Genomic DNA, 25,277 nt, shown 5'->3' on the forward strand with positions numbered 1-25,277 from the left:
ACTGTCAGATCGGGTCGCGACTTCTACACATAAGTTGCGTGTAGGCTGCACAACGCTTATGCGAACTTCTCCGTGTCATCGTCGCGCACTTCGGGCGAATCTTCGGCGGGCTCTTCGACATCGAGAGCGTCGATGTACTGGGTGATCTCGACTTCGGACAGAGCGCGACGGCGGACCGGGCGCATTGCGTCAAGGCAACGCTTCACGCTCGACTTGTGCAGGTCGACCAGTTCGCCGATTTCGGAGAGCGACTTACCGGCGGCGCGGAGCTTCCAAATGAGGCGGTCGCGCAACGACGTGGCGATGAATGGCTCGAACGTGCGCATGTAACCGTCGTCGGTCAAGGTGACGTTGCAGATCACCTTGCCGTAGCCGAGCGTATGCATGTCGGCGAGCCGCAACGCTTCGATGGAAAAGGCGAGATGCGCGTCGGGGTCCGGCTCGCATGCGTCAACTTCGAGATACTCGTCGCAGAAGTCTCGAATGCCCGGTACCTGCTCTTTACTCGGACACACGATGACCAGCAGCACGTAAGCCGCCGCATTCTGCGCCGACGCTCGCATCTGGCACATACCGGCGATGAGGTGTTCTGCCGACAGCGAATCGCAGGACTGCGCGAGCGTTACCCAGCCATTTTCGGCATCCTCGATGATGGGCAGCAGCATGCTCAGTCCTTCATTGCCGGAGAAGTTGAAATTCGGACGCGAGCCGTATACGTAGAAGGTACGTTCGAGTGCGGTGTCGGGCAACTTCTCCAGTTCGGCAAGAGCCTCGATTTCATCCAGCGCCTGCAGATTGCCGGAGTGCAGGGACGACATGAACTCGGCGTCCGGGGCTGGAATACCGGCAACGTTGCCGAAGCTCATGTACTGCGTTTCGATTGCAGCGCGAGCATCGCGGACCAGATGCTTGTCGCGGACCACAAGAGCCGTCAAACCGGGCGGCGTCGGCCTGATGAACTTGTGGAGCGAATCGACTGCGGCCACGCGGGTCTTCTTGGTACTTGAAATGCGGGTGCCCGTTGCCCCTTGAGGCGATCGCTTTTCCGCTGCGGCAGGCATGGAGGGTTTCTTGAACGGCATTACGCGCCCTCCGAAATGGTGATGCCGCCGACACGGCTTTTCTCGATGAACGCCTCGACGTCTTCGCGGCGGTAGCGCACGCAGCGGCCGAACTTGTAGAACGGCAGTTCTTCGGTGAACTTGCCGAGGTGGCGCCACTGTGCGGGCGTTTTGTCCGAGATGTCGAGCAGTACCGCGAGCGCCCGATCGTCCAGGAATTCGTGCAGCAGACTGCTGAGCAGCGGCGAAGCGGTGGTGGTCTTTCCAATCATCCTGATCTCCAGTTATGCCCAATCGGCATGCGTAATTTAGGTAGATCAGGAGGACATGAAAATGCAAAATGGTCTGGAGAGGAAAGTGCATGCTAACGAGGCATTTCCTACTCGCCGGCCGATTTATTTTTTACGTGGCCGAGGCGGAGCCAGTCTGGCAACTAACACGTGGTCCCCGCAGACGAGCTGATATGCGTGATCTAGCCACTGGTTGATCAGGCGTTGACCGTGCCGTCCGTCCTCGAAGGGGTGTTGTTTGAAATATCGGTTTAGGGCTAGATTCAGATCTTTGCGAACGCGCCAGTGTTCCTGAATGTAGCTAGGTGACACGAAGGCGCAGCTAGGGTCGATCGATAGGTCCAAGTCGCTGATATCTACTGCGGGAAAGTGGCTTCGTTTTTCGCGGATCTGGTCCTCAAGCGTGCCTGCTTCCAACGAAGCAATCACGTCGGCCATACGTGTGATGTAGTGAATAGATTTGAGTTTTGCCGGAGTGGTGTTCCAGTTCGGCTTAACCGCACGAAAGGGCAAGAGGCTTTCCGTGTTCAAGATGCTGGAGTTATCAAGTTGTCCAGTGTCGTCGGCTGTGGTGTATTTTTTTCTCTCAACGACGGCTGTCCCGCTTCGTGTGCCGCTGTCGAAGAAGGCGCCAACCTGTCGACGTAACGACTCGACTTGTGCTTCAAAATTCCCTGTAAAGTCGAGGCGGACCATAATCTCGGTGCCAGTACAGAACCCGGATGCCAGCATCGACACCGACAGATAATTGAGATAGTTTTTCCCCGGCCAGTGAGTTGGTGGGTTGAGAATTTCGGGCGTAGTGCAGGCGAACAACCACGCCAGTTTGTTGCGTGGTTCACGGGCGGGATTCAAGTCTGCGACTGCGGCAGCAGTTAGAGTCGGGTCGATCAGGCGAGTGATCCCCCAGCGTTCTCGAACATGATCTAGGAGCGGGAGTACGAGGTGATAGGGGTGTTCTGTCCGGTATTGTTCGTACGTCGTGTCAGGATTAGGGGCTGGGACGCAGAAATATCCCCGCAGGGACATTTTGGGAAATGGGACCGGGGGGACATCAGTCACTCGTTGATGCCAGTCGGCAAAATCCTGCGCGTACTGGTTGTTGCGTCGAAGCAGTTCCCAGGCCCCTACAGATGGGTCTTGAAGGTCGGAGGGCGGGTACCTAGTGGCATCGCGCCAGTCTTCACGGGCAATGAAAAAACGGTGCTCAGCGGGGACGGGATGGGTAGCCATCGGGCGCGGCTCCTTATAGAACTCACCCCAGATGGTAGCAAAGTAGTAGCAATACGCTGCCGGTTCCCAAAAGAAAAAGGGGTTAGCATCAGCTAACCCCTTGATTTCCTTGGTCGGAGCGATAGGATTCGAACCTACGACCCTCTGATCCCAAATCAGATGCGCTACCAGGCTGCGCTACGCTCCGACAAGCAGGAGATTGTGCCCCATCGCCACACTCGGGTCAATCCCTCGTACAGATGTCACCGAGGACGCGTTAGCATGATCGCTCCGAGCATCGTCGAACGAGGACTATCCGGATGCATCTGATTCTATGGCGCCATGCCGAAGCCGAGGATTACGCCGCGAGCGATCTCGCCCGCCAGCTCACCACGCGGGGCCGCCGCGATGCGCAGGCGGTCGCCAAATGGCTCAGGCTGCGGCTCGAGAGCAGCGCGGTGATCCTGGCGAGCCCCGCCGCGCGCACCGTGCAGACCGTCGAGGCGTTGACCGACCAGTACCGCACCGTGCGCGAACTCGCGCCGGGCGGCAGCGTGGTCGAGGTGCTCGCCGCCGCGGGCTGGCCCGACGGCATCGCGCCGACGGTGGTGGTGGTGGGCCATCAGCCGACGCTGGGCGAGGTGGCCGCACGGCTGCTGGCCAACAGCGATCAGGGTTGGTCGCTGAAGAAAGGCAGCCTGATCTGGCTGCAAAGCCGGTCCCGCGAAGGCGGTGAGCAGGCCGTGCTGAGAGCGGCAATTTCGCCGGATCTGGTCTGAGAAGGGCGCGATCATATCTTTCTTCCGACTTTCTGCTAAAGTCAGCCGGACGACATGTCACCGAATTGACACCGATTCGCCATCCAAGCGTCACGGCCGGTTACTACATTGGCGACCATGTCGTTCCCTTCCTTACGACCAGGAAAGCCTGATGCGAGATCTGCCGACGCCTACGCTCCCATTCGCTTCGCTGCCGCTTGACCAGTCGCGCCGCCGCCTGCCGCGCGCGGCAGAGACGGTCACCTCCGAGTTCCGTCTGCGCGCGGTGTGGGCGCGCACCGAGGACGAGTTGCGCGAGGCGCAGCGCCTTCGCTACAGCGTATTCGCCGAGGAAATGGGCGCCGCGGTGAGCGGCCCCGCCGGGCTTGACGTCGATCCCTTCGATGCCTACTGCGATCACCTGCTGGTGCGCGACCTCGACACGCTCAAAGTGGTCGGCACCTACCGCGTGCTGCCGCCGCACCAGGCCGCGCGGATCGGCCGCCTGTACGCGGAAGGCGAGTTCGACCTGTCGCGCCTCGCGCACCTGCGTTCGAAGATGGTCGAAGTGGGCCGCTCCTGCGTCCACCGCGACTACCGCAGCGGCGCCGTGATCATGGCGCTGTGGGGCGGCCTCGGCACCTATATGATGCAGAACGGCTACGAGACGATGCTCGGCTGCGCCAGCGTGTCGATGGCCGACGGCGGCCATTACGCGGCCAACCTCTACCAGTCGCTCGGCAACTCGCTGGCGGCGCCCGAGTATCATGCGTTCCCCCACACGGCGCTGCCGGTGGACGAACTGCAGACGGGCACCAAGGTTGCGCCGCCGGCGCTGATCAAGGGCTATCTGCGTCTCGGCGCGAAGATCTGCGGCGCGCCCGCCTGGGACCCCGATTTCAACTGCGCGGACTTCCTGACGCTGTTCCGCCTGTCCGACATCAACGCGCGCTACGCCCGCCACTTCCTAGGCGAGCCGCTCGCACGCTGAGCCGGCGGCGCCATCGGGCTGGCGGCAGCAGAGCGCTCACCACGCGGCACGACGAGACGATCGTCGTGCCGCAGTCGTTTACGGCGCGTGTGCGCCCGGACGACGCGCCGGCCCGACGAGGGCGTGCGCGGCCGGTTTCGGCTAGACTCCGGGCTCGCGCGGCGCACCCGGCGCCGCGTCGCTGATCTTTCGAGGTGAGGGATGTTTCGTATCGTTCTGGCCGCGCTCGTCGCGGCAACGCTTGCCGGCTGTGTCGGCGATTCGGGCTCGGCGCGCCGTCACGGCAAGCCGCCCGAGGACCCGGCCGACTACCAGGGCGTGCCGACCGACATGACGCCGCCGTCGATGCTCGGCGAGCCGGCCGCGCCGGCACTGCCCGCTTCGCAGTAAGCGGCCGCGCGGGCGGCTCGCGCGCGTGCCGGCGGTGCCCGGTTTCGGGCCGTCACCGGCGTCGCCGCGCGCTCCGCCACGCCGACGTCCGCCACGCGGCTAGGTCCCTTCGCCGCCGATCTGTCGCGACAGCGCCGGCATCCGGCTCGCCAGCGTCACGCCGCGCGCGATCATGAAGATCGACATCGCGAGCCAGAGCCCGTGATTGCCGAGCGGCCCGGTCAGTACCAGGGTCGCGGCGACGAATACGCCGAGCGACACGGCCATCGCTACCATCAGCGCGCGCGTCCGGGTGGCGCCGATGAACACGCCGTCGAGCAGGAACCCCCACACCGACACGAGCGGCATCGCGGCCGCCCACGGCAGGAAGTGGCCGGCCGCCGCGCGGATCGCGGGCTGGTCGCTGAGCCGCGCGATGATCCAGCCGCCGCCGAGCGCGTAGGCGGCGCAGAACGCGAGCGCGCAGCCGGCGGCCCATTGCAGCGTGACGCGCAGCGTGGCGCGGAACATCGCCCGGTCGCGTGCGCCGGCGGCCGCGCCGACCAGCGCCTCGGCCGCATGCGCGAAGCCGTCGAGCGCGTAGGCCATGAAGGTCTGGAAGTTGAGCAGCAGCGCATTGGCGGCGAGCATCGTATCGCCTTGCCGCGCGCCGAGATGCGCGAACCAGCCGAACGCCGACAGCAGGCAGAGCGTGCGCACGAAGATATCGCGGTTGAGCGCGACCAGCCGCTCGAGCGCGGCCCGATCGAGGAGCTGGCGCCAGCTCGGCCTGCCTAGCCCGCGCTGGCGCCGCCGCGCGAGCGCGAGCACGCCGAACCCGAAGCCCGCCAGATCGGCCGCCGCCGTGGCCGCGCCGATGCCGGCCACGCCCCCGTCGAAGCGGTAGACGAACAGCATCACCGCGACGATGTTTACGAGGTTGATGAAAGCCTGCAGCGCGAGCGCGAGCCGCACGCGCTGCACGCCGAGCAGGTAGCCGAGGATCGCGTAGTTGGCCAGCGCGAACGGCGCGGCCCAGATCCGCGCCAGCACGTAGCCGCGCGCGGTGGCGCGTACCGCCTCGCTGCCGCCGAGCAGTGTCAGCGCGATCGAGATCAGCGGGCCGTGCAGCGCGAGCACGGCGAAGCCGAGCAGGCCGGCCAGCACGAGCGCGCGCAGCAGGTTGAGGCGGATGCCGGCCTGGTCGCCGGCGCCATACGCCTGCGCGACGAGCCCGGTCGTGCCCATCCGCAGGAAGCCGAAGCCCCAGTAGACGAACCCGAAGAACAGGCTGCCCAGCGCCACGCCGCCCAGCATCTGCGCGCCCTCGAGATGGCCGGCCACGGCGGTGTCGACGGCGCCGAGAATCGGCTGCGTCAGGTTCGCGAGCATGATCGGCACGGCGAGGCCGAGCACCCTGCGGTGGCCGACGCCGGCGTGGCCGGCCGCGGCCCCGGTGGACAACGCGGAGGAGGACGACATCGCGCCGCCTAGGAGCGTTCCGGTGCGCGCTCCTGCACGCAGATCCATGGCGACACGACCACGGCCCACAGCTCGGGCGTGCGTGCCGCGTAGTCCTGCGCGAGTTCGGTGGGCATGCGTGCCACGTGGCCGGCAGCGAGCCACTGCGTGACCTGCTCGGTGCGGTCGGCAGCGATCGCCTCCGCGACGCTGACCAGATCGAGATCGCGCGCGACCGACAGCAGCTTGCCCTGCGCGAAGAAGCGTTCGAGATCGCACCAGTCGATCTTCGCGGTTTCGCCGAGCAGTTGGGTGTAGAGCGCGGAAGGCGCCGCGCCGGCGGACGGAGGGTTCGATGAAGTCATGAGCGGAGGTTTGGGGGCAGGGCGCGGCCCTCGCAGCGTGCCGCCGGAATGAGGCGCGCGACGAGGCACGAACGATGGCAAGCGGTATGTCGCAGCGCATGATTCTAGCCGATCCGGCGCTGGCGGCCCGACCGGCGCATGACCGGTGCTCGACCGGCGCGCGACCGGCGTGCACCAGGCCCGCAGGCAGGGCGGCACGGGCGCCGGCTCGCCCGCCCGGGCAGGCCGGTGTTGCGGCGCTACGCGTCGCGCAAGGCGCGCCGGATGATCTTGCCGGTCGCTGTCATCGGCAGGCTCTCGACGAACGCGATCGCGCGCGGATATTCGTGCGCGGCGAGGCGCGTGCGCACATGCTGCTGCAGTTCGCGCACGAGGGCGTCGCCGGCTTCCACGCCGGGCTGGACCACCACGAAAGCCTTGACGATCTCGGTGCGCACGGCATCCGGCACGCCGACCACGGCGGCCATGCGCACGGCCGGGTGGCGCAGCAGGCAGTCCTCGATCGGGCCGGGGCCGATCCGGTAGCCGGCGCTCGTGATCACGTCGTCGTCGCGGCCGACGAAGCGGATGAAGCCATCCTCGTCGGCCACGCCGCGATCCCCGGTCAGCAGGACGTCGCCGGCGAATTTCTCGCGCGTGGCGGCCGGGTTGCGCCAGTAGCCGAGAAACATCACCGGGTCCGGCGCACGGATGCCGATGTTGCCCTCGACGCCGGCTGGCACCGGCGTGCCCGCGGCGTCGACGATCATGACGCAATGGCCCGGCGCGGCCTTGCCGATCGCGCCCGCGCGCGGCGCGAACAGTGCGCTGCACGAGGCCAGCACGACGTTGCATTCGGTCTGCCCGTAGAACTCGTTGATGGTCACGCCGAACGCCTCGCGGCCCCATTCGAGCAACTCGCTGCCGAGCGATTCGCCGCCGCTTGCCACCGATTCGATCCGCAGCGCATGACGCTCGCGCGGCCGCGCCACGCCGCGCATCAGCTTCAGCGCGGTGGGCGGCAGGAATGCGTGGCTGACCTGGTGGCGCGCCAGCAGCGCGAACGCCGCCTCGCCGTCGAACTTCTCGAAGCGCCGCGCCACCACCGTCACGCCGTGATGCCAGGCCGGCAGCAGCACGTCCAGCAGGCCGCCGATCCAGGCCCAGTCCGCGGGCGTCCAGAACGCGCGCGCGCGGCGGGGAAAACCGTTCTGCGACATCTCCACGCCCGGCAGGTGGCCGAGCAGCACGCGGTGCGCGTGCAGCGCTCCCTTCGGCTTGCCCGTGGTGCCCGACGTGTAGATGATCATGGCCGGGTCGTCGGCCAGCGTGTCGACCGGTGTGTAGCGGTCGGATTCGGCGGCCAGCGCCGCCTCGAACGACAGGCAGCCCTCGGGCACGCCGCCGCTGTCGTCGTCGATGCAGTAGACCGTGCGCAGCGCCGGCAACGCCGCGCGCAGCGGCGCGATCTTCGCTGCGCCGGCCCGATCGGTGACGAGCGCGGCGGCGCCGCTGTCGGCGAGGCGGAACTCCAGCGCCTCGGCACCGAACAGCGCGAACAGCGGCACCGCGATCGCCCCGGCCTTGTAGGCGGCCAGATGCGCGACGGCGGTCTGCACGCCCTGCGCGATGAAGATGCCGACGCGCTCGCCGCGCACCACGCCGAGCCGCGCGAAGCTGTTCGCGAGCCGGTTCGAGGCCGCCTTCAGCGCATCGAACGTATGGCGCGTGACGCGGCCGTCGTCGCGCTCGTCGATCAGCGCGAGCCGGCCGCTGCCGTCGGCCCAGCGGTCGCAGACGTCCGCGCCGATGTTGTAGCGCTCGGGAATCCGCCATGAAAAGGCGGCAAGCAGGGCGGGGTAATCGTCGGCTTCGGGCAGCATCGGCGCTCCTGGCAAGAGTCTCGTGTCGCGAATTCCGACGACATTACACCGGATCGTCACGCTGCTCGCATGACAGTCTTGCCGTGCAACGCTCCGCTACACCGCGTCTCGCGGCAGGCGTCGGCGGGGCGCGCACTGTCGCGCTCCCGAGGATTCGAAACGGGAAGCCGAGCCGGCTTGGGATTGCCGCGAACCTCAGCCTCGCCGGCAACGGCGCCCTCGCCGGGTTCGCGACACGCATCGATCCGGTGTGCGGCAGGGTTGACGGCCGGCATCGCCAGCGTTGAGCCGGCAGCGTCCTGGTGGCCGCCGGCGTGTTTCAGCGCGCGGGCAGGTAGCGCGACGGATCGATCGACCGGCCGCCGTAGCGCAGCTCGAAATGCAGCGCGACGCGATCGTTGTCGGTGTCGCCCATTTCCGCGATCTTCTGGCCCTGCGTCACCGCCTGGCCTTCCTTCACGAGCAGCACGCGATTGTGCGCGTAGGCCGTCAGGTAGTCCGCGTCATGCTTGATGATCAGCAGGTTGCCGTAGCCGCGCAGCCCGTTGCCCGCGTAGACCACCGTGCCAGCCGCCGCCGCAACCACCGGCGTGCCGGCCGTGTTCGCGATGTCGATGCCCTTCGAATTGGCGCCGTCGAAGCCGCGCACGACGGTGCCCGCCGCCGGCCAGATCAGCGAAATCGAGCTGGCCGGCCGCACCGACGGCGTGGCCGCCGTGGCGGCGGCCGAGGGCGGGGCGCTTGATGCGGGCGCGCCGTCCGTCGTGCGGATCGGCGCACTGCCCGAGGCGCCCGGCGGCACGACGCGCAGCACCTGGCCGACCTCGATCGCGTCGGGATTGGCGATCGAGTTCCAGCGCGCGAGGTTCGACACCGATTGGTGGTTCGCGCGGGCGATCCTCGACAGCGTGTCGCCGCGCTCGACGCGATAGAAGCCGGGGCCGACCGGCGCGGAGCCGCACGCGGCCAGCACGGCGACGAGTGAAGCGACGACGAGCCGCCGGGTGGTCTTGACCAACATGGAACCTCGCAATGAAACCTCGCAGGGGGCCGCCGCGATGTCGACGGCAGCGAAGGCAAAAACCACGGATTTTACCGGGTTCGGCGCGGTGCCCGGTATTTGACCGTGGCGATCGGAAGCGGAGGCTCGCGTGGCGCGGCGCCGCGCGAGGGGCGCGAAGGGGCGGTGGCGCGTCACGCACGCCGTGAGGGCGCGCTTGCACCGCGCTTCGCCGCGCAGAAACGACACGCTTCGGATGGACGGCGGCGCGCAAGCATGGCGCGGCCGGTACAGTGAGGCGAATGCTATTGCGGGGGCGGCGCGCCGCGCGCTCAGTCCGGCGCCGTCACGCGGATGCGCAGCGCGGCCGTCTCGGTGGCGCCGGGCGCGAGCAGGCGCAGGCCCAGGCCGTTGTGAATCGCGTCCGGCAGGCCGAGCCACGGTTCGACGCAGTAGAAGTCCGATTCGGGCTTTTCGGTCCAGGTCGTCACCGTGTACCAGGGGATCGAGCCGGGGCGGTTCAGGTCGATCTCGATGCGGCGCCTGCGCCCCGGCATCGTGATGCGCACCGGTTGCGCCGGCACTCCTTCGAGGCAGTGGAAACGGTCGTGGATGCGGGCCTCGTCGAGCGTGTAGCGCAACTCGCCCGCTTCAGGCGCCGCGATCGAGCCGTCCGGCTGCTGGTGGCGGCGCTGCGTCGGCGGCAGCTCGATGGTGGTCTGCGCGCGCTCGCCGTGCGGCAGCGCGAAATAGAAGTGGTGGCCCGCGTAATAGGGCAGCGGCGCGTCGCCGAGGTTGCGGGTGGTCAGTTCGACGTCGAGCGTGTGGGCATCGGCGAACTGGTAGCGCGCGTCGAAGCGGAACGCGAACGGGTAGGCGGCGAGCGTGGCCTCGCTGCTCTCCAGCGTCATGTCGATGCCGCGCCCGTCCGCGTCGACGTGAGCCGCGAACGGCAGGTCGCGCGCAAAGCCGTGCATCGGCAGCTCGCGGACCACGCCGGCCGCGTCGCGCCAGCGGCCGATCGTGTCGCCCACGCGATGGCGCCCGAGGAACGGAAACAGCAGCGGGTTGCCGCCGCGCACCTTGGCCGGCGCGCTCCAGTCGGCCTGCTCGGGCCAGAAGATGATCGGCTCGCCGCCGATGTCCCAAGACAAAAGACGGCCGCCCGCCTGCGGGGCGATGCGCAGGCGCGAGGCGCCGTCGGCGAGTTCGATGATGTCCTGCTGCTGGAAGATGGGCATGAGGGGCCTTCGCTCGGCATCGTGAAAACGGCCGTCAGCATAACGGATCGCCGCGCGCTTGTGCGGCGCGGCGCCGTCTCGCGGCGCGCGCGCCGGATCGAGACGGGCGACCGGCACCTAGGGGAAACCCGCTCGGGAAATCGCGGAGTGGCATCGCGCCGAACAGCCTGGATAATTGTATCGATCGGTTACTTTTCGTTACACTGAACGTTCCAGTCGAGTGAGGGAGTCTGAGCATGGATCTGGCAATGGCCATGGGCATCGCACTGTTCGGCATGTTCACCGGCAGCACGCTGCTGTTTTTCTACCAGCTCGGCCGCTGATGCCGGGCGGCGGCGCATGGGATGGCGCCGCCGTGTCGACTGGCCCGCCGTCTTCGGACCGCGGGCCGTTTGTTTTTTTGATTTTTATTTCGATTTTGCAGTGATGCGTTGGCGGTTACGATGATCGCGCCGAGCGGCTTGGCGCATGGGATGCTGGTGGCATAATCGGGGCGCGGCCGGCCGTTCGCGCCGGCCGGCCGGGCTGATCCGGCCACTTCCCGTTCAATCATCGACAAAAGGACCGACGCGTGAGCCTCTGGTTTTTGGTATTTCTGAGCGTCCTGCAAGGCGTAACCGAACTTTTCCCTGTCAGCAGCCTGGGTCATACGCTGCTCGTGCCGGCGCTGATCGGCATGCATATCGACAAACACGCACCGCAACTGCTGCCGTTCCTGGTGGCCCTGCACCTGGGAACCGCGCTTGCGCTGCTCTGGTATTTCCGTGCCCGCTGGTGCGCACTCGTGCGCGGCTTCTTCGCCTCGTTCGCCGGGCGCCCGAACGACGACGCGCACATGATGTGGGCGCTCATCATCGGCACGATTCCGGCCGGTCTCGTCGGGCTCGTGCTCGAGAAGCGCATCGAGCATGTCTTCCATGACCTGCGGATCGTGGCCGCCGCGCTGATGGTAAACGGCGTTCTGCTGTGGTGGGGCGACCGGCTGCAGCGTGCGCGCCAGCATCGTGCGCCCGAGAAGCTCACGTTCGGCCAGGCATTTTTCGTCGGGCTCGCGCAGATCGGCGCGCTGATTCCGGGCTTCTCGCGCAGCGGCCTGACGATGATCGCCGGCAATGCGGCCGGGCTCACCACCGAGAAGGCCGCCGAGTTCTCGTTCCTGCTCGGCACGCCGATCATTTTCGCGGCCGGCGTGCTTGAATTGCCGAAGCTGCTGCATGCACCGGGCCAGCTTGCCGACGCCGCGCTCGGCGGCGTGCTGACGGCGATTGCGGCGTACCTGAGCGTGCGGTTCCTGATGCGCTATTTCGAGGGGCGCGGACGGCTGGCGTCGTTCGGCGTGTATTGCGTGCTGGCGGGACTGTTCTGCCTGGGATGGTTCGCGTTTCATCCGCAGCCGGTGTGAGGCTGCCTCACGGGAAGGGCGGGCGGCGCGTGGCGTCGCGCGTGCCTGCCGGCCGGGAATGGCCGATCGGGTACTGGCCGTGCGGTGCCGATCGGGTATAATCGCGCGCTTGGAATCTTCGGCCGAGCCTGCCTTGACGGGCGCTGCGGCCGACGATGTCTGAACGCATGGCGTGCTTCATGCGGGCGGCTCCAGCGCGGGGCCGGCTGTGGCGCGTCGGCGAGAACGTCCGTTCTTCGCTCGTCTTTCCGGGTAGTGCAAGCGGCACTGCCTGTCTCATGACCGCCCTTAGCTCAGACGGATAGAGCAACGGCCTTCTAAGCCGTAGGTCACACGTTCGAATCGTGTAGGGCGGGCCAGCTTGAAGTCTTTATGCGATAAGGCTTTGCGCCGAATCCTATTCGGTCGCCTCGTCCAGTTGGTTCAGCGACTTTGACAGAAAATTGACGTTCGCCGCGTGCTGCGCAAGGTGGCTAGGCGCCAGATGCGCGTACTTCTGGACCATCGCCACCGTCTCCCAACCTCCCAACTCCTTCAGCACCATCAGCGGCGTGCCGTGCTGGACGTGCCACGACGCCCAAGTGTGCCGCAAGTCGTGCCAGTTGAAGTCCACCATGCCGGCCGCGGCGCACGCCCGCGCGAAGTCGCGCTTGTCGATCTGCTGAATCAGCTTGGGTGGCCCATTGTCCCGCGTGTAGCCGCGCGTGAAAATGAGATCCGTGGCCGCTCTCGCGCGCCGCTCGAGGACGCTCATCGCATCCTCGTTCAGCGGAACCGACCGGGCGCGTTTCGACTTCGCGCCGGCGTGCGTGATCCACGCGTTGCACTGCGCGAGATCCAACTGCGAGAGGCGCAGGCCGAACAGCTCGGACTCGCGCATGCCGGTCGCCACGGCGACGATCGCCGCGTCGCGCATCCAGTCGAGGCGCAGCGCACCGATCATTCGCGTGATGACGGCCGGCGTTTCCCATCGCACCCGGATGTCCGGCTCCTCGAACCGGCGCAGCTTCGGCACCCGGTCCAGCCACTCCCATTCGAGGCAGAGGTTCAGCATCCGGCGGATGGTGTTGATGTATCGGTTGCGCGTGCCGGGCGCCAGCAGCTTCGTGGGCGCTCCGTTCACGAGCTTGTGCGTCGGTAGTGCGTCGAAGATCCGCTCGGCCGTGAGCAGCCGCACGGGCGCGGCACCGAAGCGCTCGCGCCAGTACAGTACGTGACGCAGCTTGCCGGCATAGTCCCGCTGGCCAGCGCACATCTGCAGGAACCGCACAGCCGCCTCCTCGAAAGTCCTGTCGGCCCTTTCTCCAAGCTTGTCCTGCCGCCATAGATCCGACTTCAGCCGATCGTGGTACTCCTGCGCCGCCTTTCGATCGCGGGTTTCAGCAGATCGTCTAATACGCGTGCCGTCTGGCGCGCTGATATCGATGTGCCAGATGCCGGATTTTTGATGTTTGCGAATTGACATTCACCATCTCCACCGACTCGCAGCGACAGCCGGGTCGGATTGTTGCGCTTTTCGGAAAGACGGGCAAGATCGGACGGCCAGACGCGCCAGAGCCGCGAACCAGGCATGCGGAAACCAATCTGGCGGCGCATCGCGAACACGGTGCTGTAGGAGAGCTGCAGGCGGTCGGCGACCTGCTGCAATGTCAGGGCCACTTCGGGGGTGTCCGTCATTTGCTGCTCTCCAACGCGGCGATCGCGTGCTGGATCTGCATCAAGCCGGTTTCAAGCGTGATGCCGGCAGCGGTGGCCCACGATCGCGCTTCCTGCACGGCGCTATACCTGGCGTAGCAGCCGCTCTTGTCGACCATCAGATCTAGCTGGCTGACATTGGCCGCATGCGTGATCTCAGCGACGAGCGACCGGATCTCGGAGCGCAGCGCCTTGATGTGCTCCGTCGCGCCCTGGCGCGATAGCGCCGGGGCTTCGTTCGTCTGGACAGGTTTGCGCCGCGTGAGCGGCGCTGTCTACGCTTGCGCGTGTCATCGCTGCGCGGTGTCGTTCGTTTTTCCGGGTATGCGGCAGCGGGGAGGGGGTAGAAAGGGCCGAGCGAACCATCACGCGGCCTCCTGATCAGGTTTGCGCCGCGTGAGCGGCGCTGTCTACGCTTGCGCGTGTCATCGCTGCGCGGTGTCGTTCGTTTTTCCGGGTATGCGGCAGCGGGGAGGGGGTGGAAAGGGCCGAGCGAACCATCACGCGGCCTCCTGATCGGCTGCATGCTTGGCTGCCAACTCGGCCGTCCATTCCGGATCGGGGAGGCGATGCAGGCGATCGGCTGGGCGCGGAAGCGGGAGTCGACGGGGGCGAGGCGATGGTATTACGCGCGCTCGGCCGAGACGTCATTGCGACGCTTTGCGGCCGATCGTGTTGGTGTGCCCGCCGGAGGTGATGATGCAGCGCTTTGATCAAACACCGGAGACGGCGCGCCAACGCTCGCTAGATGGCGCGCCGCAGACCTGTCCCGCCGTCCCACGTCCCATGGGACGCCGCGCTTTTCGTCGACCATAGCGTGCCCGCGACATGCGCGACATGGGGGCATGTCGCGCGAGCACACACTCATTTTTTTGTTCTTACCGATATGGGACGGCGGGACGACAAGGAGAAATGAAATGATTGACGTCATCGAACGGGCCGGGGTGGCGATGAATGCCCGAGGGCAGTTCAGCGATTCGACTGCCGATCCGAAAGTTACTTTGGGCGCGTTGGCCTTTGCGAACGAGCTGGGTCGATTGCTGGTTCGCATCAAGGCGGGACAGCAGGCGACGCCCGCGATGCTGCGGCGAGCGACGTTGCTCGTCGCTCAGATGATGCGAACGACGAGGCGCTTTCGTCGCGGTAAGTTCACGGGCCTGACGCGTGACGAACGGCGCGAGCTACGCGCAGTACATTGTGTCGAGCGCGCGAACGCTGACATCATCGAACGCTTCGCCCGGCGATTGATCGACGAATGGACCAATGACCGGTGCCGGAATTGTGAAGGCCAAGGCGTCGTCCGCCGAGCAGGGCGATGCATTTGCCCTGAGTGTGGCGGATCGGGCCGACGTCCCATCGACGATGCTGCGCGTGCCCAGGCGCTCGGCCTGCCGCTCGTCGAATATCGGCGCAATTGGTCATGGCGTTTCCATGACATGCTGGCGCTGCTCGATAACGCGTTCTCGTCGGTGTGCGACACAATGCGTCAGCAGCTGCGGGCTTGAAGCACATTCCATATCAAGAGTGGATCGCTTACACTGCGTCTATCCTTTGCTGCGTGACTGGATATCGATTTGTGAGCGACCGTACACTCGTGTCGCAACCCTCGCCCGGCAGGCGTAGAGCATCGCGGGAGCGCCGCGACGAATAATTTTTCAAGCTTGCCGGGATTTGTTGGGAGGGCGTTCGCCCTTACGAAATGAATATGAAGCCCTGAGTGCGTTGGCCCTCGGGGCTTTTTTCGTGTTGGGCTCTAGCGGATCGAGCCGATGCGGGGACGGCAATCGATACGTGTCATTTCTTCTCGGCCGTGGGCTCGATGAGCACGGCAATGGACACGTTCAATGCGTGAGCGATCTTCACCAATGCGTCTGTAGTTCCGACGCGCTGCCGTGTTTCGATCTGACTGAGGTACGGCTTGCTGATACCGGCTGCCGTCGCGAGCGCGTCTTGCGTGAGCCGCCGATGGTTCCGCCAGGCACGCACGGGATGGTCGCCGGCCAGTTCTGCATCGAGGACGGCGGCCGGGATCCGCTCGCCATCGTCTTGTGCCTTGGCTTGAGCAAACTGGGCTTCGTCCTCAAGGTCTTCGACGAGATGCTTCACGCGGTCCCAAACTTCGATTGGTACGACAGCGAACGCAGGCTGGCCGTCTCGCTCGATGAATTGAACCTTGGTCATTTGTAGGCACCTCCACGGGGCTTGATCGCGAGCACGACGATCACGATGCGGTCGTCCTCGATTTCATAAAGCACGCGCCAGTCGCCGACTCGGAGCCGGTAGCCTTCGATGCCCGTGAGCTTCTTCGCGTTCGGATTCGGTGCGTAAGGATCGACGGCGAGAGCGTCGATCTTCGAGCGGATCCTCATCGCCACGTCGCGGGGCATCGCCTTGAGGGCCTGCGCTGCTTGCTTAGTGAACTCGACTGAGTACATGATCGAATGTTAGCATATAGCTAACGTATTGCAAATAAAGTTAGCTGAAGGGTGAGCGGAAACGGCCAGAAGCCCGGAGTGCGAGAGCGCTCCGGGCTTCATGCTTTATGGGGGACGGGTGCGGTTCGGCGTGTTCGATGTCGATGGTACTGGTCGGGTCGATATGACGATTGGATCGAGCGCAATGGCTGCTCTCGTGTCTCGCGGTGTCCACCCAGTGCGCGTCCCGAGCGGGCGGGGGCCCCCAAGGCATCGCAGCACGCGGGGTCGCGCACCCGCGATTTTTCTCTACTGACGAGTCTCCCTAGGGGGTCATATTCATGCCGACTCAGCAGCAGATCGCCGAGCATTTGGATCTCGACCAGTCGGCCGTTTCCCGGTTCGTCGACAAGGTCCAGCTCGATTACCGCGTAGCGACCATCGACGAGATCCGCTTCGCGTACATCCGCCAACCGCTGGTCGGCCGCGTGCGATGTCGATGTGATCGTGCCGCGTATCGACCAGTTCGGCGAGAGCGATCTGCATTTCATCACGCGTGTCGCGCGGCTCTACGGTGCGACGGCGACGGTGAAGGCCGGCAAGCTGATCGTGCTGCCACGCGGAGGAGGGCGCAGCGCGAGCGGCAAACCGCTCCGGTCACCACGCTCACGCCTGACGCACTGATCGACTATGACATCAATTTTCCTGATCGCGCGAGCTTCGCCGCCGTCCGCACCAAGGTGCATGACCGGAAATCGGGCAAGAAGATCGATCTCACGATCCCGAACCCAGATGCGCCGCCGGGCGCTTCGGCGGTCCATACCGAACGCCATCCGTTCTCAAGCCAGGAGGCCGCCAAGGCCGGCGCTACCTCGAGGTTGGCGACGCTCAATCGGCATACGTCGTCGAGCAGGCTGACGATGCGGGGGCGGGCGGATCTGTCTGCGGAAAAGACCATCGCCCTGCAGGGCTTCAAGGCGGGTGTGGATGGAGCGTTCCTGATCGAATCGGTCGAGCACACCTATGCCTCGCGCGGCTGGCTCACGGTCGTCACGTTGAACGGAGGGAACAAGGGGAAAGCGAAGGTCAGGCACCGGAAGAAGCCGGTCAAGAAAATCAACCTGGTGGTGCCGGCGCCGAAGTAACGCGTCGCGCGCTGTTATCTACAGGCCGCTCACGGTAACCGTGGCGGCCTTTCTTTTTTCGAGGTGCGCAATGGATGGACTGATTACGCCGATGTGCCGGGGGAACTATGGCTGAACCGACCACGAGCGTCGCGGCGGGTATCGGCGCAATTTTGGTGAAGGTGTTCCCGGGGGGCGCTGGGTTCCCTGGTGTCGCTGTGGTTCGTCGGCGATGGGCTGGGCTGGAAGCAACGAGCCGTCTCGTTCGCGGCCGGTGTCGTGACGGCGTACTACATCGGGCCGCTTGTCGTCTGGTTCGCGCATGCGACCGAGGACTCGCAAAAGATGGGCGTCGGCTTCGCGGTGGGCCTGTTCGGGCTGGCCATCGCCAAGGAACTGTTCAAGGAAATCAACAACGCCGATCTGATCGGGGCGTTCAAGCGGCGATTCTTCGGAAGGGAGGAGTGAGCATGATTCCGATTTTTGTGGCGACGAATCTCGTCGTGCTGATGTTCTGCGCCTGGATCGCGCTGAGCGACGAGATCAACACCGGCGTGTGGGGCACGCTCGGCTTCGCGATCGTGGGCATGTCCGCGATGGTCAACTTGATCAAACCCATCCGGAGCCCGGAACTGATCGATACGCCGGAGACGACGATGCTGATCGGCATGTCGATCGTGATCGTTTGGGCTTTGGCTCGGAAAGTGTACTGGTGGAAGCGAGGAAAGAAGCATGAACACGTTCGATGAAGCAGCGCTGATTCGGGAGCTGACGCGGGACGAGGGGCGGCGGCTGAAGCCCTATGTCGACACGGTCGGCAAGATCACGATCGGGGTGGGGCGGAACCTGACGGACGTCGGCATCAGCGATGACGAGTGCGATCTGCTGCTGACTCACGACGTCGCGAGCGCGGTGGCCTGGCTGGATGCCGAGTTGCCTTGGTGGTGCAGGCTCGATCCAGTCCGGCAGCGGGTGGTCGTCAACATGGCGTTCAACCTCGGCGCCAAGCTATTGACGTTCAAGAACACGCTCGGCGCGATGGAGCGTGGCGACTACGCCGTCGCCGCCGCGGGCATGCTGGCTTCGAAGTGGGCGCGGCAGGTTGGAGCGCGTGCGGATCGGCTCGCGGGAATGATGCGAGCCGGCAGGGAGTGAGCACGATGCTTCGGAAATGGGTTGTGTATCTGCTAGTCGCTGGAGTAGCGGCGGGCGCTGGTGCATATGGGGCGCACGTGTTCGACGCTCGCAACCTGGCCTTGGAGCGAGCCGGCCGGGCAGGCGACGCGCAGCATCATGCGGAGGACCTGCTCGCGATCTCCCGTGCGGCGCTTGATGCCGAGCGACTGGCGTCGGATGCACACGACGCCGCCGCGTCACGGGTGGCCGCCGTTGATGCCCAAATGACCAAGGAGAGAATGGCTCATGAAACTGAGAATCGGAATGCTTGTGCTGCTTTGGCTGCTGGCACTGACCGGCTGCGCATCGCCGTCCGCAACTGTTCTGCAACCGGTTCCGACGACGTGCCCCGAGCTTCCGGCGCCGCCAGCATGGGCGATGGTGCCGCCGCCATTGCAGACCTCGACGGAGCGACTGCGGAACGCGCTTTCACCGTCGCCGGTGACGACCAGCGAGAAATCGACAAATTGAGGGCGCTTCAGGCGTATGTGTGCGCGATTCGGACGGCAACGCCCGGTTGCGGCAATCGGTAACAGAATCACGAGTAGTAAGACAGGGCGACCAGCATCGGTGTAGCAGCACCGATGTGGCCACCCATCACTGAGCGTGCCAGTGACAGGCCGAGGCCCTGCCACCTCCCGGGAGGCGGGCTGATTTTACCAATGCTCAGAAACAGAGGTTTGTCACAGATGGCCCTTCCTATCATTCCGTGGATCGGCGGCAAGCGCCGCCTCGCGGAACATCTTCTCGCGCGCTTCCCCGCTCATGAGTGTTACGTCGAGGTGTTTGCGGGCGGCGCCGCGCTGTATTTCCTCAGGCCACCGGCAAAGGTGGAGGTGATCAACGACGTCAACGGCGAACTGATCAACCTGTATCGCGTCGTGCAGCACCACCTCGAGGAGTTCGTTCGGCAGTTCAAATGGGCGCTGACGAGCCGGCAGGTGTTCGAGTGGCTGAAACAGACGGATCCGGCAACGCTCACGGACATTCAGCGTGCGGCCCGGTTTTACTATCTGCAGAAAAGTGTAAGCGCTCTTTGAAGGACGCCATTGCACGACGAGGCTGATTCACCGAGGCTACGTGTCCATGTTCAATGAGCGTGGACAGGTGTGCATGAACGAGCAACACGGAGGTTTGCAGAGCCGGTTGGTGGCCGATCGCAAGCGAGACGGACGGCGCAAGTACGACGAGGATGCGAAGCGCGAGTTGATACAGGCGTGTCTGAAGCCAGGGGTGTCGATCGCGCGGACGGCCATGGAGCACGACATCAATCCGAACCTCGTTCGGACGTGGATTTCCAAGTATCAGCGCGAACAAGCCGCGGGCGAGATAGCCAGCTCCGCGGCGGAGCCGTCACGAGAGGCTCGCGTCGAGTTGTCGACGGCTTCCGTGCCTGAGGAATCAGCCTTCATGCAGGTCGTCACCTCTGCGGCTGCCCCCACTCCGGCTAAATCGGCTGCGGTGTCCTCGCTGAAGGTGCACTTACCAAACGGCGTTTCCTTGGAGCTGAGCCAGGCGAACTTCGATGAACTGACGATGCTCGTCCAGATGCTCGGGAGGCTGCCGTGTTCCGGTTCGACGAAGGGCTGAAGGTCTACCTGCATCGCGATCCGGTCGACTTCCGCATGGGCATCAACGGGCTGTCGATCCTGGTCGAACAGGCGATGCGCCTGAACTCAATGACCTCGGCGCTGTTCGTCTTCGGCAACCGCCGTCGTGATCGAGTCAAGATCCTCGGCTGGGGCGGCAACGGTTTCTGGTTACTGCTCAAGCGACTCGAAGCCGACCGCTTCGTCTGGCCGAACGGTGGCGACACGATCACGATCAGCACCGAGCAGTTGCACTGGCTGCTCGACGGCATCGACCTGGCCGTGATCCAGAAGCATCCCCAGCGATATTACGCGCGGATGAGCTGAACACCACGCAGGTGGCGTGGTCTAATTGGCCATGCCGAACAGCCCCGTCATGCCGAGTGTTGAGCAATACCAGGCACTGCTCGCCGAACGCGATGCGCTGCGCGGTGAGCTTCGGCTCGTGACGGCTCAGCGCGATCTGGCCGAAGAGAAACTGCGGGCCTACAAGCACGAACTGTTCGGCGCCTCGAGCGAGGCGCGCCATGCCGACCAGCTCGGCCTGTTCAACGAAGCCGAGGCGCTGGCGACGACTGCCGACGCGCCCGCGCGCGAGGATATGCCCGGTACATCGGTCGCGGCCCACACGCGAGGCAAGCGCGGGCGCAAACCACTCGATCCGAATCTGCCGCGCGAGGTCGTGCGGCACGAGCTGCCCGAGTCCGAACGGTTCTGCGCCCATGACGGCCAGGCCCTCGTCGAGATCGGCGTGGAAACGAGCGAACAGCTCGACGTGATTCCCGAGCAAGTGCGCGTCGTTCAGCACCAGCGGGTCAAGTACGCGTGCCCATGCTGCGATCTCGGCATCAAGGTCACGCTGGCGCCGACGCGCATCATTCCGCGCGGGCTGCTCACGGAATCCGCGCTGGCGTGGATCATCACCGGCAAGTATCAGTACGGCATGCCGCTGTATCGTCAGGCCACACTGCTGCGTCGCTTCGGCGGTGACATCTCGTCGAATACGCTGGCCGCCAGCGTGGTGCGGGTAGGTCTGGCCACGCAGCCGGTGATCAACCTGATGCGCGACGCGCTGCTCGAATCGAACTTGATCTACGGCGACGAAACCACGTTCCAGGTGCTGAAGGAACCAGGACGAAGGCCGCAGACGAAGAGTTACCTGTGGGCGCAGGTCAACGGCTCGGGGCCGTCCGTGCGGATGTTCTCCTACTCGCCCGGGCGCGGTGCTCAACATGCGCAGAAGCTGTATGCCGGTGTACAGCCCGGCACTGCGCTGATGACGGATGGCTACGAGCTCTATAACGGCATCGCCCACGATCACCAGCTCGTGCATCTCGGATGCTGGGCACACGTGCGCCGCGGCTTCATCAAGGCCGAGGAGTCGGTGCCGAAGGCGGCACGCTCACCGGATCTGCTGGCCACACGCTTCGTGGCACTGATCGGCAAGCTGTTCGCGGCCGAGGCGCGCAGCGCGAAGTGGGAGTCTGAACGTCGGCGACGGCTGCGCGCCCGGTACAGCGCCCGCGTGCTCGTCATCATCGAGCGCATGCTAATCGAGCATCTGCCGGGCGTCGTGCCGTCGAGTTTGCTCGGCAAGGCATTGCAGTACATGAACGGACAGTGGCCCAAGCTGGTCCGCTACGTCGAGAACGGCAACTGGCCGATCTCGAACAACCTGTGCGAGAACGCGATAAGGCCGTTCGTCGTCGGCCGCAAGGGCTGGCTGTTCTCTGATACGGTCGCCGGTGCGCAGGCCAGTGCCAACCTGTACTCCCTCGTCGAGACGTGCAAGGCGAACGGCATCGAGCCGTATCGCTATCTGGTCTGGCTGTTCACCAGGTTGCCGCTCGCTGCAACCGCCGACGACTACGCCGATCTCATGCCTTGGAGAATGTCTGCTGGCCTCAACCGCTGAGGGGCGTCGTTAAAAGACCGCGTACCGCCAAGCTGCTGGTTGAAGCGAATGCTGCGCTTCGCGCCAAAGACACTGCGTAAGCTCTCAGATCGGAAGTAGCTCCTCAGTTGACGATGCAGCCTTTGGCTCGTAGGGTACAGGTGTCACTCACTGGGGTACCTCTTCGGAGGAGACTGCAATCCAGATGAGCAGAGAAAAACCGTCAGAAATCATGTGGTTATCGACGGTGGGAAAAGCCTCCCTCCGTCTCCGCCAGAAATGGCGGCGGAACCCCGCGAAGTCTAGGCTTCGCGGGGTTTTTGTTTGGCAGCCGCTATCAAGGCAACTATCAAAACGATTGGCGCTTGACAAGCTCATTCCCACGGTAATCCAGCGGACCTCCATGGTCTCGCCGTGGAAGAATGCCATTGGACAGTTGCGTTCCAGAGCATCTGCGCGTAGCGGACACTCGTGTGTTTCAAAAGCCGTCATCCACGAATCAAATGATGGGCGCAACTGGTGGCTGTCATCACGCCCGGGAGATGGTCACTTCACGGCTCCTTAGAGGCCAGTTCAAAAACTCCCGAGAGGGGCTGTTTACTTCCTCGGCAAGCTGTTAACCTTGGGCATCAGAACAACGGAAGTCCAAGGATGGAAGCGCCAATCATTGACGACGAACTGTGGATACTGATCGAACCATTGCTGCCACCTGCGAAGCTTCGAGCGAAGAGCGATCCTGGTCGCCCGCGCGTGTCCGACCGTGCGGCTCTCAACGGCATCCTGTTCGTGTTCAAAACGGGAATTCGTTGGAACCACTTGCCGACTCGTCTGGGCTTTGGCTCGGGCGCCACATGCTGGCGGCGATTGAGCGACTGGCAAAAGGCTGGTGTATGGGACCAACTGCACGAGTTGCTACTCGACAAGTTGCGTGCGGCCGGCCAAATCGATCTGTCATACGCTGCGGTCGATTCGTCGTCCGTGCGCGCCGTTGGGGCGGGCGAAAAACTGGCCCGAACCCCACCGATCGCGCGCGACCCGGTTCCAAGCACCACGTCCTCGTAGACGCCAACGGCGTTCCTCTCGTTGCGATCCTGACTGGCGCGAACACCAACGACGTCACGCAGTTGCTGCCGCTCGTTGATGCGATTCCACCCATTCGCGGCGTTCGTGGCCGACCGCTTCAGAAGCCCGGCGTCGTCTACGCCGATCGCGGCTACGATTCCACCCGACATCGTCGCGCGTTGCGCGAACGCGGTATCAAGCCCGTGATCGCCAAGCGCCGGACCGAGCATGGCAGTGGTCTGGGCAAGTATCGTTGGGTGGTCGAACGTACGCATTCCTGGCTCCACAATTTCCGTCGCCTACGCACTCGCTTCGAGCGACGTGCCTACATTCACGAAGCATTCCTCAAACTTGGCTGCTCGATCATCTGTTGGAACATCTTCAGACGAGCTGAGCAGGGTTTTTGAACTGGCCTCTTAGAGGCCAGTTCAAAAACTCCCGAGAGGGGCTGTTTACTTCCTCGGCAAGCTGTTAACCTTGGGCATCAGAACAACGGAAGTCCAAGGATGGAAGCGCCAATCATTGACGACGAACTGTGGATACTGATCGAACCATTGCTGCCACCTGCGAAGCTTCGAGCGAAGAGCGATCCTGGTCGCCCGCGCGTGTCCGACCGTGCGGCTCTCAACGGCATCCTGTTCGTGTTCAAAACGGGAATTCGTTGGAACCACTTGCCGACTCGTCTGGGCTTTGGCTCGGGCGCCACATGCTGGCGGCGATTGAGCGACTGGCAAAAGGCTGGTGTATGGGACCAACTGCACGAGTTGCTTCTCGACAAGTTGCGTGCGGCCGGCCAAATCGATCTGTCATACGCTGCGGTCGATTCGTCGTCCGTGCGCGCCGTTGGGGCGGGCGAAAAACTGGCCCGAACCCCACCGATCGCGCGCGACCCGGTTCCAAGCACCACGTCCTCGTAGACGCCAACGGCGTTCCTCTCGTTGCGATCCTGACTGGCGCGAACACCAACGACGTCACGCAGTTGCTGCCGCTCGTTGATGCGATTCCACCCATTCGCGGCGTTCGTGGCCGACCGCTTCAGAAGCCCGGCGTCGTCTACGCCGATCGTGGCTACGATTCCACCCGACATCGTCGCGCGTTGCGCGAACGCGGTATCAAGCCCGTGATCGCCAAGCGCCGGACCGAGCATGGCAGTGGTCTGGGCAAGTATCGTTGGGTAGTCGAACGTACGCATTCCTGGCTCCACAATTTCCGTCGCCTACGCACTCGCTTCGAGCGACGTGCCTACATTCACGAAGCATTCCTCAAACTTGGCTGCTCGCTCATCTGTTGGAACATCTTCAGACGAGCTGAGCAGGGTTTTTGAACTGGCCTCTTAGGGATACCGCTCCACCGCCGTTGAGCCTGTCCTTGTCGAAAGGCGCTCATCGCTCAATCGGCTGCTCAGACCTTGACTGAATTCTTCAGCTAAGCTGGCGTAGACCCCGCTCGGCCACTGATCAGCCAGCAGGCAGCGTTGTAGTGAACTTGGTTTCCATGCACATAGGGATCATAGGCGGTGCGGATGGAGTCAATCACGCGCACGCGCGTCTCCTCATCAATCTGCTGAAGGCTCGTACCAACGGGCCCGAGTCGGCTGAAGTAGCCGACCAACTCCTGCTCGGGCAGGGTGCAATTCATATCGATCGGCCGAATGTCGATCTCCGTCCAGCCACTCGTTTCCAAGATGGCTGAAACTCTGCTTTGGTCTGCGAAGGCGAATTGCCCCGGCGCATCAGGGCGGCGCACGGGCAAGTTCGGCAGTAGAGAAGCGGCGGCACGCTCGGCGGTTGTCATGAACGGATTGTCGACGGCACTGCGCCATGCGATGCAGCGCAGTTGGGCGCCGTCCTTTGCGGCACGTCGCAGGTTGATGAAGGCCGATACCGGATCATCGAAGAACATGACGCCAAAGCGCGACGTGATCAAGTCGAAGCTCGCCGGCTCAAAGTTATGGGTTTGCGCGTCAGCACAGATGAAGCTTGCCGGCGAGCTCTCACGTTCGCCACGCGCTTGGGCGACGGCGATCATCGGGGCCGAGATATCGACTCCGATGCAATTGCCGTCTACTCCGACCTGCCGAGCCACGGCCAACGTCGTGCTGCCGGTGCCGCAGCCGACGTCCAGTACCCGGAGTCCACCTCTATTGCCCAACATGTTGACCAGCAGATCCTCGAAAGGCTTGAACATTTGATCGAGCACTTCCTGCGCGGCCACCCATGCGTGCCCGGCGCTGCCGTTCCAAAGGGCCTTTTGCGTGCTTTCAGTCAGATGTCTGGAATCCACGATCACTATCCTCGACTTACCCCTAGGG

Annotated in this window: 30 protein-coding genes, 2 tRNA genes and 3 pseudogenes; 18 read left to right on the forward strand and 17 right to left on the reverse strand. The window is 64.5% G+C overall.

Translation table 11 applies throughout. The features are described from left to right. Positions 1-56 precede the first annotated feature (56 nt). From KS03_RS23135 to KS03_RS23145, 4 genes are all read right to left on the reverse strand, one after another. Complete coding sequence (locus KS03_RS23135; RefSeq protein WP_127913960.1) at positions 57-1,082, reverse strand: hypothetical protein; 1,026 nt, start codon at positions 1,080-1,082, stop codon at positions 57-59. Beyond that, positions 1,082-1,333: a helix-turn-helix domain-containing protein gene (locus KS03_RS23140; RefSeq protein WP_045678899.1), complete on the reverse strand. Its 252-nt coding sequence runs from the start codon at positions 1,331-1,333 to the stop codon at positions 1,082-1,084. The genes KS03_RS23135 and KS03_RS23140 overlap by 1 nt, the downstream gene beginning before the upstream one ends. A gap of 123 nt (positions 1,334-1,456) precedes the next feature. Continuing rightward, positions 1,457-2,584, reverse strand: coding sequence for a transcriptional regulator domain-containing protein (locus tag KS03_RS31655; RefSeq protein ID WP_127913959.1), 1,128 nt, complete (start codon positions 2,582-2,584; stop codon positions 1,457-1,459). Between the two features lie 110 nt (positions 2,585-2,694). After that, a tRNA-Pro gene (locus tag KS03_RS23145) sits at positions 2,695-2,771 on the reverse strand. 112 nt (positions 2,772-2,883) lie between these two features. Between KS03_RS23145 and KS03_RS23150 the strand changes: the two genes are divergently transcribed. The 3 genes from KS03_RS23150 to KS03_RS23160 all read left to right on the forward strand — a co-directional run bounded on the left by KS03_RS23150 (position 2,884) and on the right by KS03_RS23160 (position 4,702). Beyond that, positions 2,884-3,342: a SixA phosphatase family protein gene (locus KS03_RS23150; protein ID WP_012735240.1), complete on the forward strand. Its 459-nt coding sequence runs from the start codon at positions 2,884-2,886 to the stop codon at positions 3,340-3,342. Between the two features lie 151 nt (positions 3,343-3,493). Beyond that, a complete protein-coding gene (locus tag KS03_RS23155; protein WP_012735241.1) occupies positions 3,494-4,312 on the forward strand; it encodes a GNAT family N-acetyltransferase in 819 nt (272 codons plus the stop codon). Positions 4,313-4,513: 201 nt separating this feature from the next. Beyond that, the gene (locus KS03_RS23160; RefSeq protein ID WP_012735242.1) at positions 4,514-4,702 is read left to right on the forward strand and encodes a hypothetical protein; all 189 of its coding nucleotides are present in this window, start codon (positions 4,514-4,516) and stop codon (positions 4,700-4,702) included. Positions 4,703-4,801: 99 nt separating this feature from the next. Here the strand turns inward: KS03_RS23160 and KS03_RS23165 are convergent, their stop codons facing one another. From KS03_RS23165 to KS03_RS32190, 6 genes are all read right to left on the reverse strand, one after another. Further along, the gene (locus KS03_RS23165) at positions 4,802-6,163 is read right to left on the reverse strand and encodes an MATE family efflux transporter (RefSeq protein ID WP_012735243.1); all 1,362 of its coding nucleotides are present in this window, start codon (positions 6,161-6,163) and stop codon (positions 4,802-4,804) included. A gap of 8 nt (positions 6,164-6,171) precedes the next feature. After that, entirely contained in the window at positions 6,172-6,507 is a 336-nt protein-coding gene (locus tag KS03_RS23170) for a DUF2288 domain-containing protein (protein ID WP_012735244.1), read from the reverse strand. 239 nt (positions 6,508-6,746) lie between these two features. Further along, a complete protein-coding gene (locus KS03_RS23175; protein ID WP_012735245.1) occupies positions 6,747-8,369 on the reverse strand; it encodes an acyl-CoA synthetase in 1,623 nt (540 codons plus the stop codon). Between the two features lie 319 nt (positions 8,370-8,688). Further along, the gene (locus KS03_RS23180) at positions 8,689-9,390 is read right to left on the reverse strand and encodes a peptidoglycan DD-metalloendopeptidase family protein (protein WP_012735246.1); all 702 of its coding nucleotides are present in this window, start codon (positions 9,388-9,390) and stop codon (positions 8,689-8,691) included. A gap of 311 nt (positions 9,391-9,701) precedes the next feature. Further along, positions 9,702-10,610: an aldose epimerase family protein gene (locus KS03_RS23185; RefSeq protein WP_012735247.1), complete on the reverse strand. Its 909-nt coding sequence runs from the start codon at positions 10,608-10,610 to the stop codon at positions 9,702-9,704. A gap of 304 nt (positions 10,611-10,914) precedes the next feature. Then, positions 10,915-11,259: a hypothetical protein gene (locus KS03_RS32190; RefSeq protein ID WP_162486901.1), complete on the reverse strand. Its 345-nt coding sequence runs from the start codon at positions 11,257-11,259 to the stop codon at positions 10,915-10,917. Between KS03_RS32190 and KS03_RS23190 the strand changes: the two genes are divergently transcribed. Next, on the forward strand, positions 11,182-12,012 hold the full coding sequence (locus KS03_RS23190; RefSeq protein ID WP_012735248.1) for an undecaprenyl-diphosphate phosphatase: 831 nt from the start codon (positions 11,182-11,184) through the stop codon (positions 12,010-12,012). The two genes, KS03_RS32190 and KS03_RS23190, sit on opposite strands and share 78 nt — an antisense overlap. Before the next feature lie 282 nt (positions 12,013-12,294). After that, positions 12,295-12,371 (forward strand) — tRNA-Arg (locus KS03_RS23195). Positions 12,372-12,409: 38 nt separating this feature from the next. Here the strand turns inward: KS03_RS23195 and KS03_RS23200 are convergent. The 3 genes from KS03_RS23200 to KS03_RS33235 are packed head-to-tail and all read right to left on the reverse strand — an operon-like array spanning position 12,410 to position 13,826. After that, the gene (locus KS03_RS23200; protein WP_254225681.1) at positions 12,410-13,447 is read right to left on the reverse strand and encodes a tyrosine-type recombinase/integrase; all 1,038 of its coding nucleotides are present in this window, start codon (positions 13,445-13,447) and stop codon (positions 12,410-12,412) included. After that, the gene (locus KS03_RS32915) at positions 13,348-13,689 is read right to left on the reverse strand and encodes a helix-turn-helix transcriptional regulator (protein WP_012735250.1); all 342 of its coding nucleotides are present in this window, start codon (positions 13,687-13,689) and stop codon (positions 13,348-13,350) included. The genes KS03_RS23200 and KS03_RS32915 overlap by 100 nt, the downstream gene beginning before the upstream one ends. After that, positions 13,686-13,826: a hypothetical protein gene (locus KS03_RS33235; RefSeq protein WP_017432733.1), complete on the reverse strand. Its 141-nt coding sequence runs from the start codon at positions 13,824-13,826 to the stop codon at positions 13,686-13,688. Before KS03_RS33235 ends, KS03_RS32915 begins: the two co-directional genes overlap by 4 nt. A 798-nt stretch (positions 13,827-14,624) precedes the next feature. Here KS03_RS33235 and KS03_RS23210 point away from each other — a divergent pair. Continuing rightward, positions 14,625-15,212 (forward strand): hypothetical protein, encoded by a 588-nt coding sequence (locus KS03_RS23210; protein ID WP_012735252.1) that lies wholly within the window; start codon positions 14,625-14,627, stop codon positions 15,210-15,212. Between the two features lie 289 nt (positions 15,213-15,501). Here the strand turns inward: KS03_RS23210 and KS03_RS23215 are convergent, their stop codons facing one another. Together KS03_RS23215 and KS03_RS23220 are read right to left on the reverse strand one after the other, a co-directional pair. Further along, entirely contained in the window at positions 15,502-15,888 is a 387-nt protein-coding gene (locus KS03_RS23215) for a helix-turn-helix domain-containing protein (RefSeq protein ID WP_012735253.1), read from the reverse strand. After that, on the reverse strand, positions 15,885-16,142 hold the full coding sequence (locus KS03_RS23220) for a type II toxin-antitoxin system RelE family toxin (RefSeq protein WP_012735254.1): 258 nt from the start codon (positions 16,140-16,142) through the stop codon (positions 15,885-15,887). Before KS03_RS23220 ends, KS03_RS23215 begins: the two co-directional genes overlap by 4 nt. Positions 16,143-16,462: 320 nt before the next feature. Here KS03_RS23220 and KS03_RS31670 point away from each other — a divergent pair. The 10 genes and pseudogenes from KS03_RS31670 to tnpC form a co-directional block, all read left to right on the forward strand. Continuing rightward, a pseudogene (locus KS03_RS31670) lies at positions 16,463-16,591 on the forward strand (MarR family transcriptional regulator); the annotation flags it as partial. 1 nt (position 16,592) lies between these two features. Further along, positions 16,593-17,266 (forward strand): annotated as a pseudogene (locus tag KS03_RS23225) (phage late control D family protein); the annotation flags it as partial. 189 nt (positions 17,267-17,455) lie between these two features. Next, the gene (locus KS03_RS23230) at positions 17,456-17,713 is read left to right on the forward strand and encodes a hypothetical protein (protein WP_012735255.1); all 258 of its coding nucleotides are present in this window, start codon (positions 17,456-17,458) and stop codon (positions 17,711-17,713) included. 2 nt (positions 17,714-17,715) lie between these two features. Further along, on the forward strand, positions 17,716-17,994 hold the full coding sequence (locus tag KS03_RS23235) for a hypothetical protein (protein ID WP_012735256.1): 279 nt from the start codon (positions 17,716-17,718) through the stop codon (positions 17,992-17,994). Beyond that, positions 17,978-18,400, forward strand: coding sequence for a glycoside hydrolase family protein (locus KS03_RS23240; protein WP_012735257.1), 423 nt, complete (start codon positions 17,978-17,980; stop codon positions 18,398-18,400). The genes KS03_RS23235 and KS03_RS23240 overlap by 17 nt, the downstream gene beginning before the upstream one ends. 5 nt (positions 18,401-18,405) lie before the next feature. Next, positions 18,406-18,954 (forward strand): lysis system i-spanin subunit Rz, encoded by a 549-nt coding sequence (locus KS03_RS23245; RefSeq protein WP_012735258.1) that lies wholly within the window; start codon positions 18,406-18,408, stop codon positions 18,952-18,954. 156 nt (positions 18,955-19,110) lie between these two features. Continuing rightward, positions 19,111-19,446 (forward strand): annotated as a pseudogene (locus KS03_RS23250) (DNA adenine methylase); the annotation flags it as partial. An 88-nt stretch (positions 19,447-19,534) separates the two neighbouring features. Then, entirely contained in the window at positions 19,535-20,011 is a 477-nt protein-coding gene (gene tnpA, locus KS03_RS23255; protein WP_012734051.1) for an IS66-like element accessory protein TnpA, read from the forward strand. After that, positions 19,987-20,337 (forward strand): IS66 family insertion sequence element accessory protein TnpB, encoded by a 351-nt coding sequence (gene tnpB, locus KS03_RS23260; RefSeq protein ID WP_012732753.1) that lies wholly within the window; start codon positions 19,987-19,989, stop codon positions 20,335-20,337. Before tnpA ends, tnpB begins: the two co-directional genes overlap by 25 nt. A gap of 31 nt (positions 20,338-20,368) precedes the next feature. Beyond that, entirely contained in the window at positions 20,369-21,925 is a 1,557-nt protein-coding gene (gene tnpC, locus KS03_RS23265; protein WP_012732752.1) for an IS66 family transposase, read from the forward strand. A 147-nt stretch (positions 21,926-22,072) separates the two neighbouring features. Here the strand turns inward: tnpC and KS03_RS31675 are convergent, their stop codons facing one another. Continuing rightward, complete coding sequence (locus KS03_RS31675) at positions 22,073-22,333, reverse strand: hypothetical protein (RefSeq protein WP_127913958.1); 261 nt, start codon at positions 22,331-22,333, stop codon at positions 22,073-22,075. A gap of 222 nt (positions 22,334-22,555) precedes the next feature. On the opposite strand from KS03_RS31675, the gene KS03_RS30390 reads away from it, so the two are divergent. After that, positions 22,556-23,373, forward strand: a protein-coding gene (locus KS03_RS30390; RefSeq protein ID WP_085962356.1) for an IS5-like element ISBugl2 family transposase whose coding sequence is annotated in 2 segments (ribosomal slippage) — positions 22,556-22,904 and positions 22,904-23,373 — 819 coding nt in all. Because the reading frame shifts where the segments join, the coding sequence is not laid out codon by codon here. Between the two features lie 99 nt (positions 23,374-23,472). After that, a protein-coding gene (locus tag KS03_RS30395; RefSeq protein ID WP_085962346.1) for an IS5-like element ISBugl2 family transposase occupies positions 23,473-24,290 on the forward strand; the annotation gives its coding sequence in 2 pieces (ribosomal slippage) (positions 23,473-23,821 and positions 23,821-24,290; 819 coding nt in all). A 101-nt stretch (positions 24,291-24,391) separates the two neighbouring features. Here KS03_RS30395 and KS03_RS23270 read toward each other — a convergent pair. Continuing rightward, the gene (locus KS03_RS23270; protein ID WP_015875270.1) at positions 24,392-25,249 is read right to left on the reverse strand and encodes a class I SAM-dependent methyltransferase; all 858 of its coding nucleotides are present in this window, start codon (positions 25,247-25,249) and stop codon (positions 24,392-24,394) included. Between the last annotated feature and the right edge of the window lie 28 nt (positions 25,250-25,277).

Origin of the sequence: Burkholderia glumae LMG 2196 = ATCC 33617, assembly GCF_000960995.1 — a bacterium.
Classification (GTDB): Bacteria; Pseudomonadota; Gammaproteobacteria; order Burkholderiales; family Burkholderiaceae; genus Burkholderia; species Burkholderia glumae.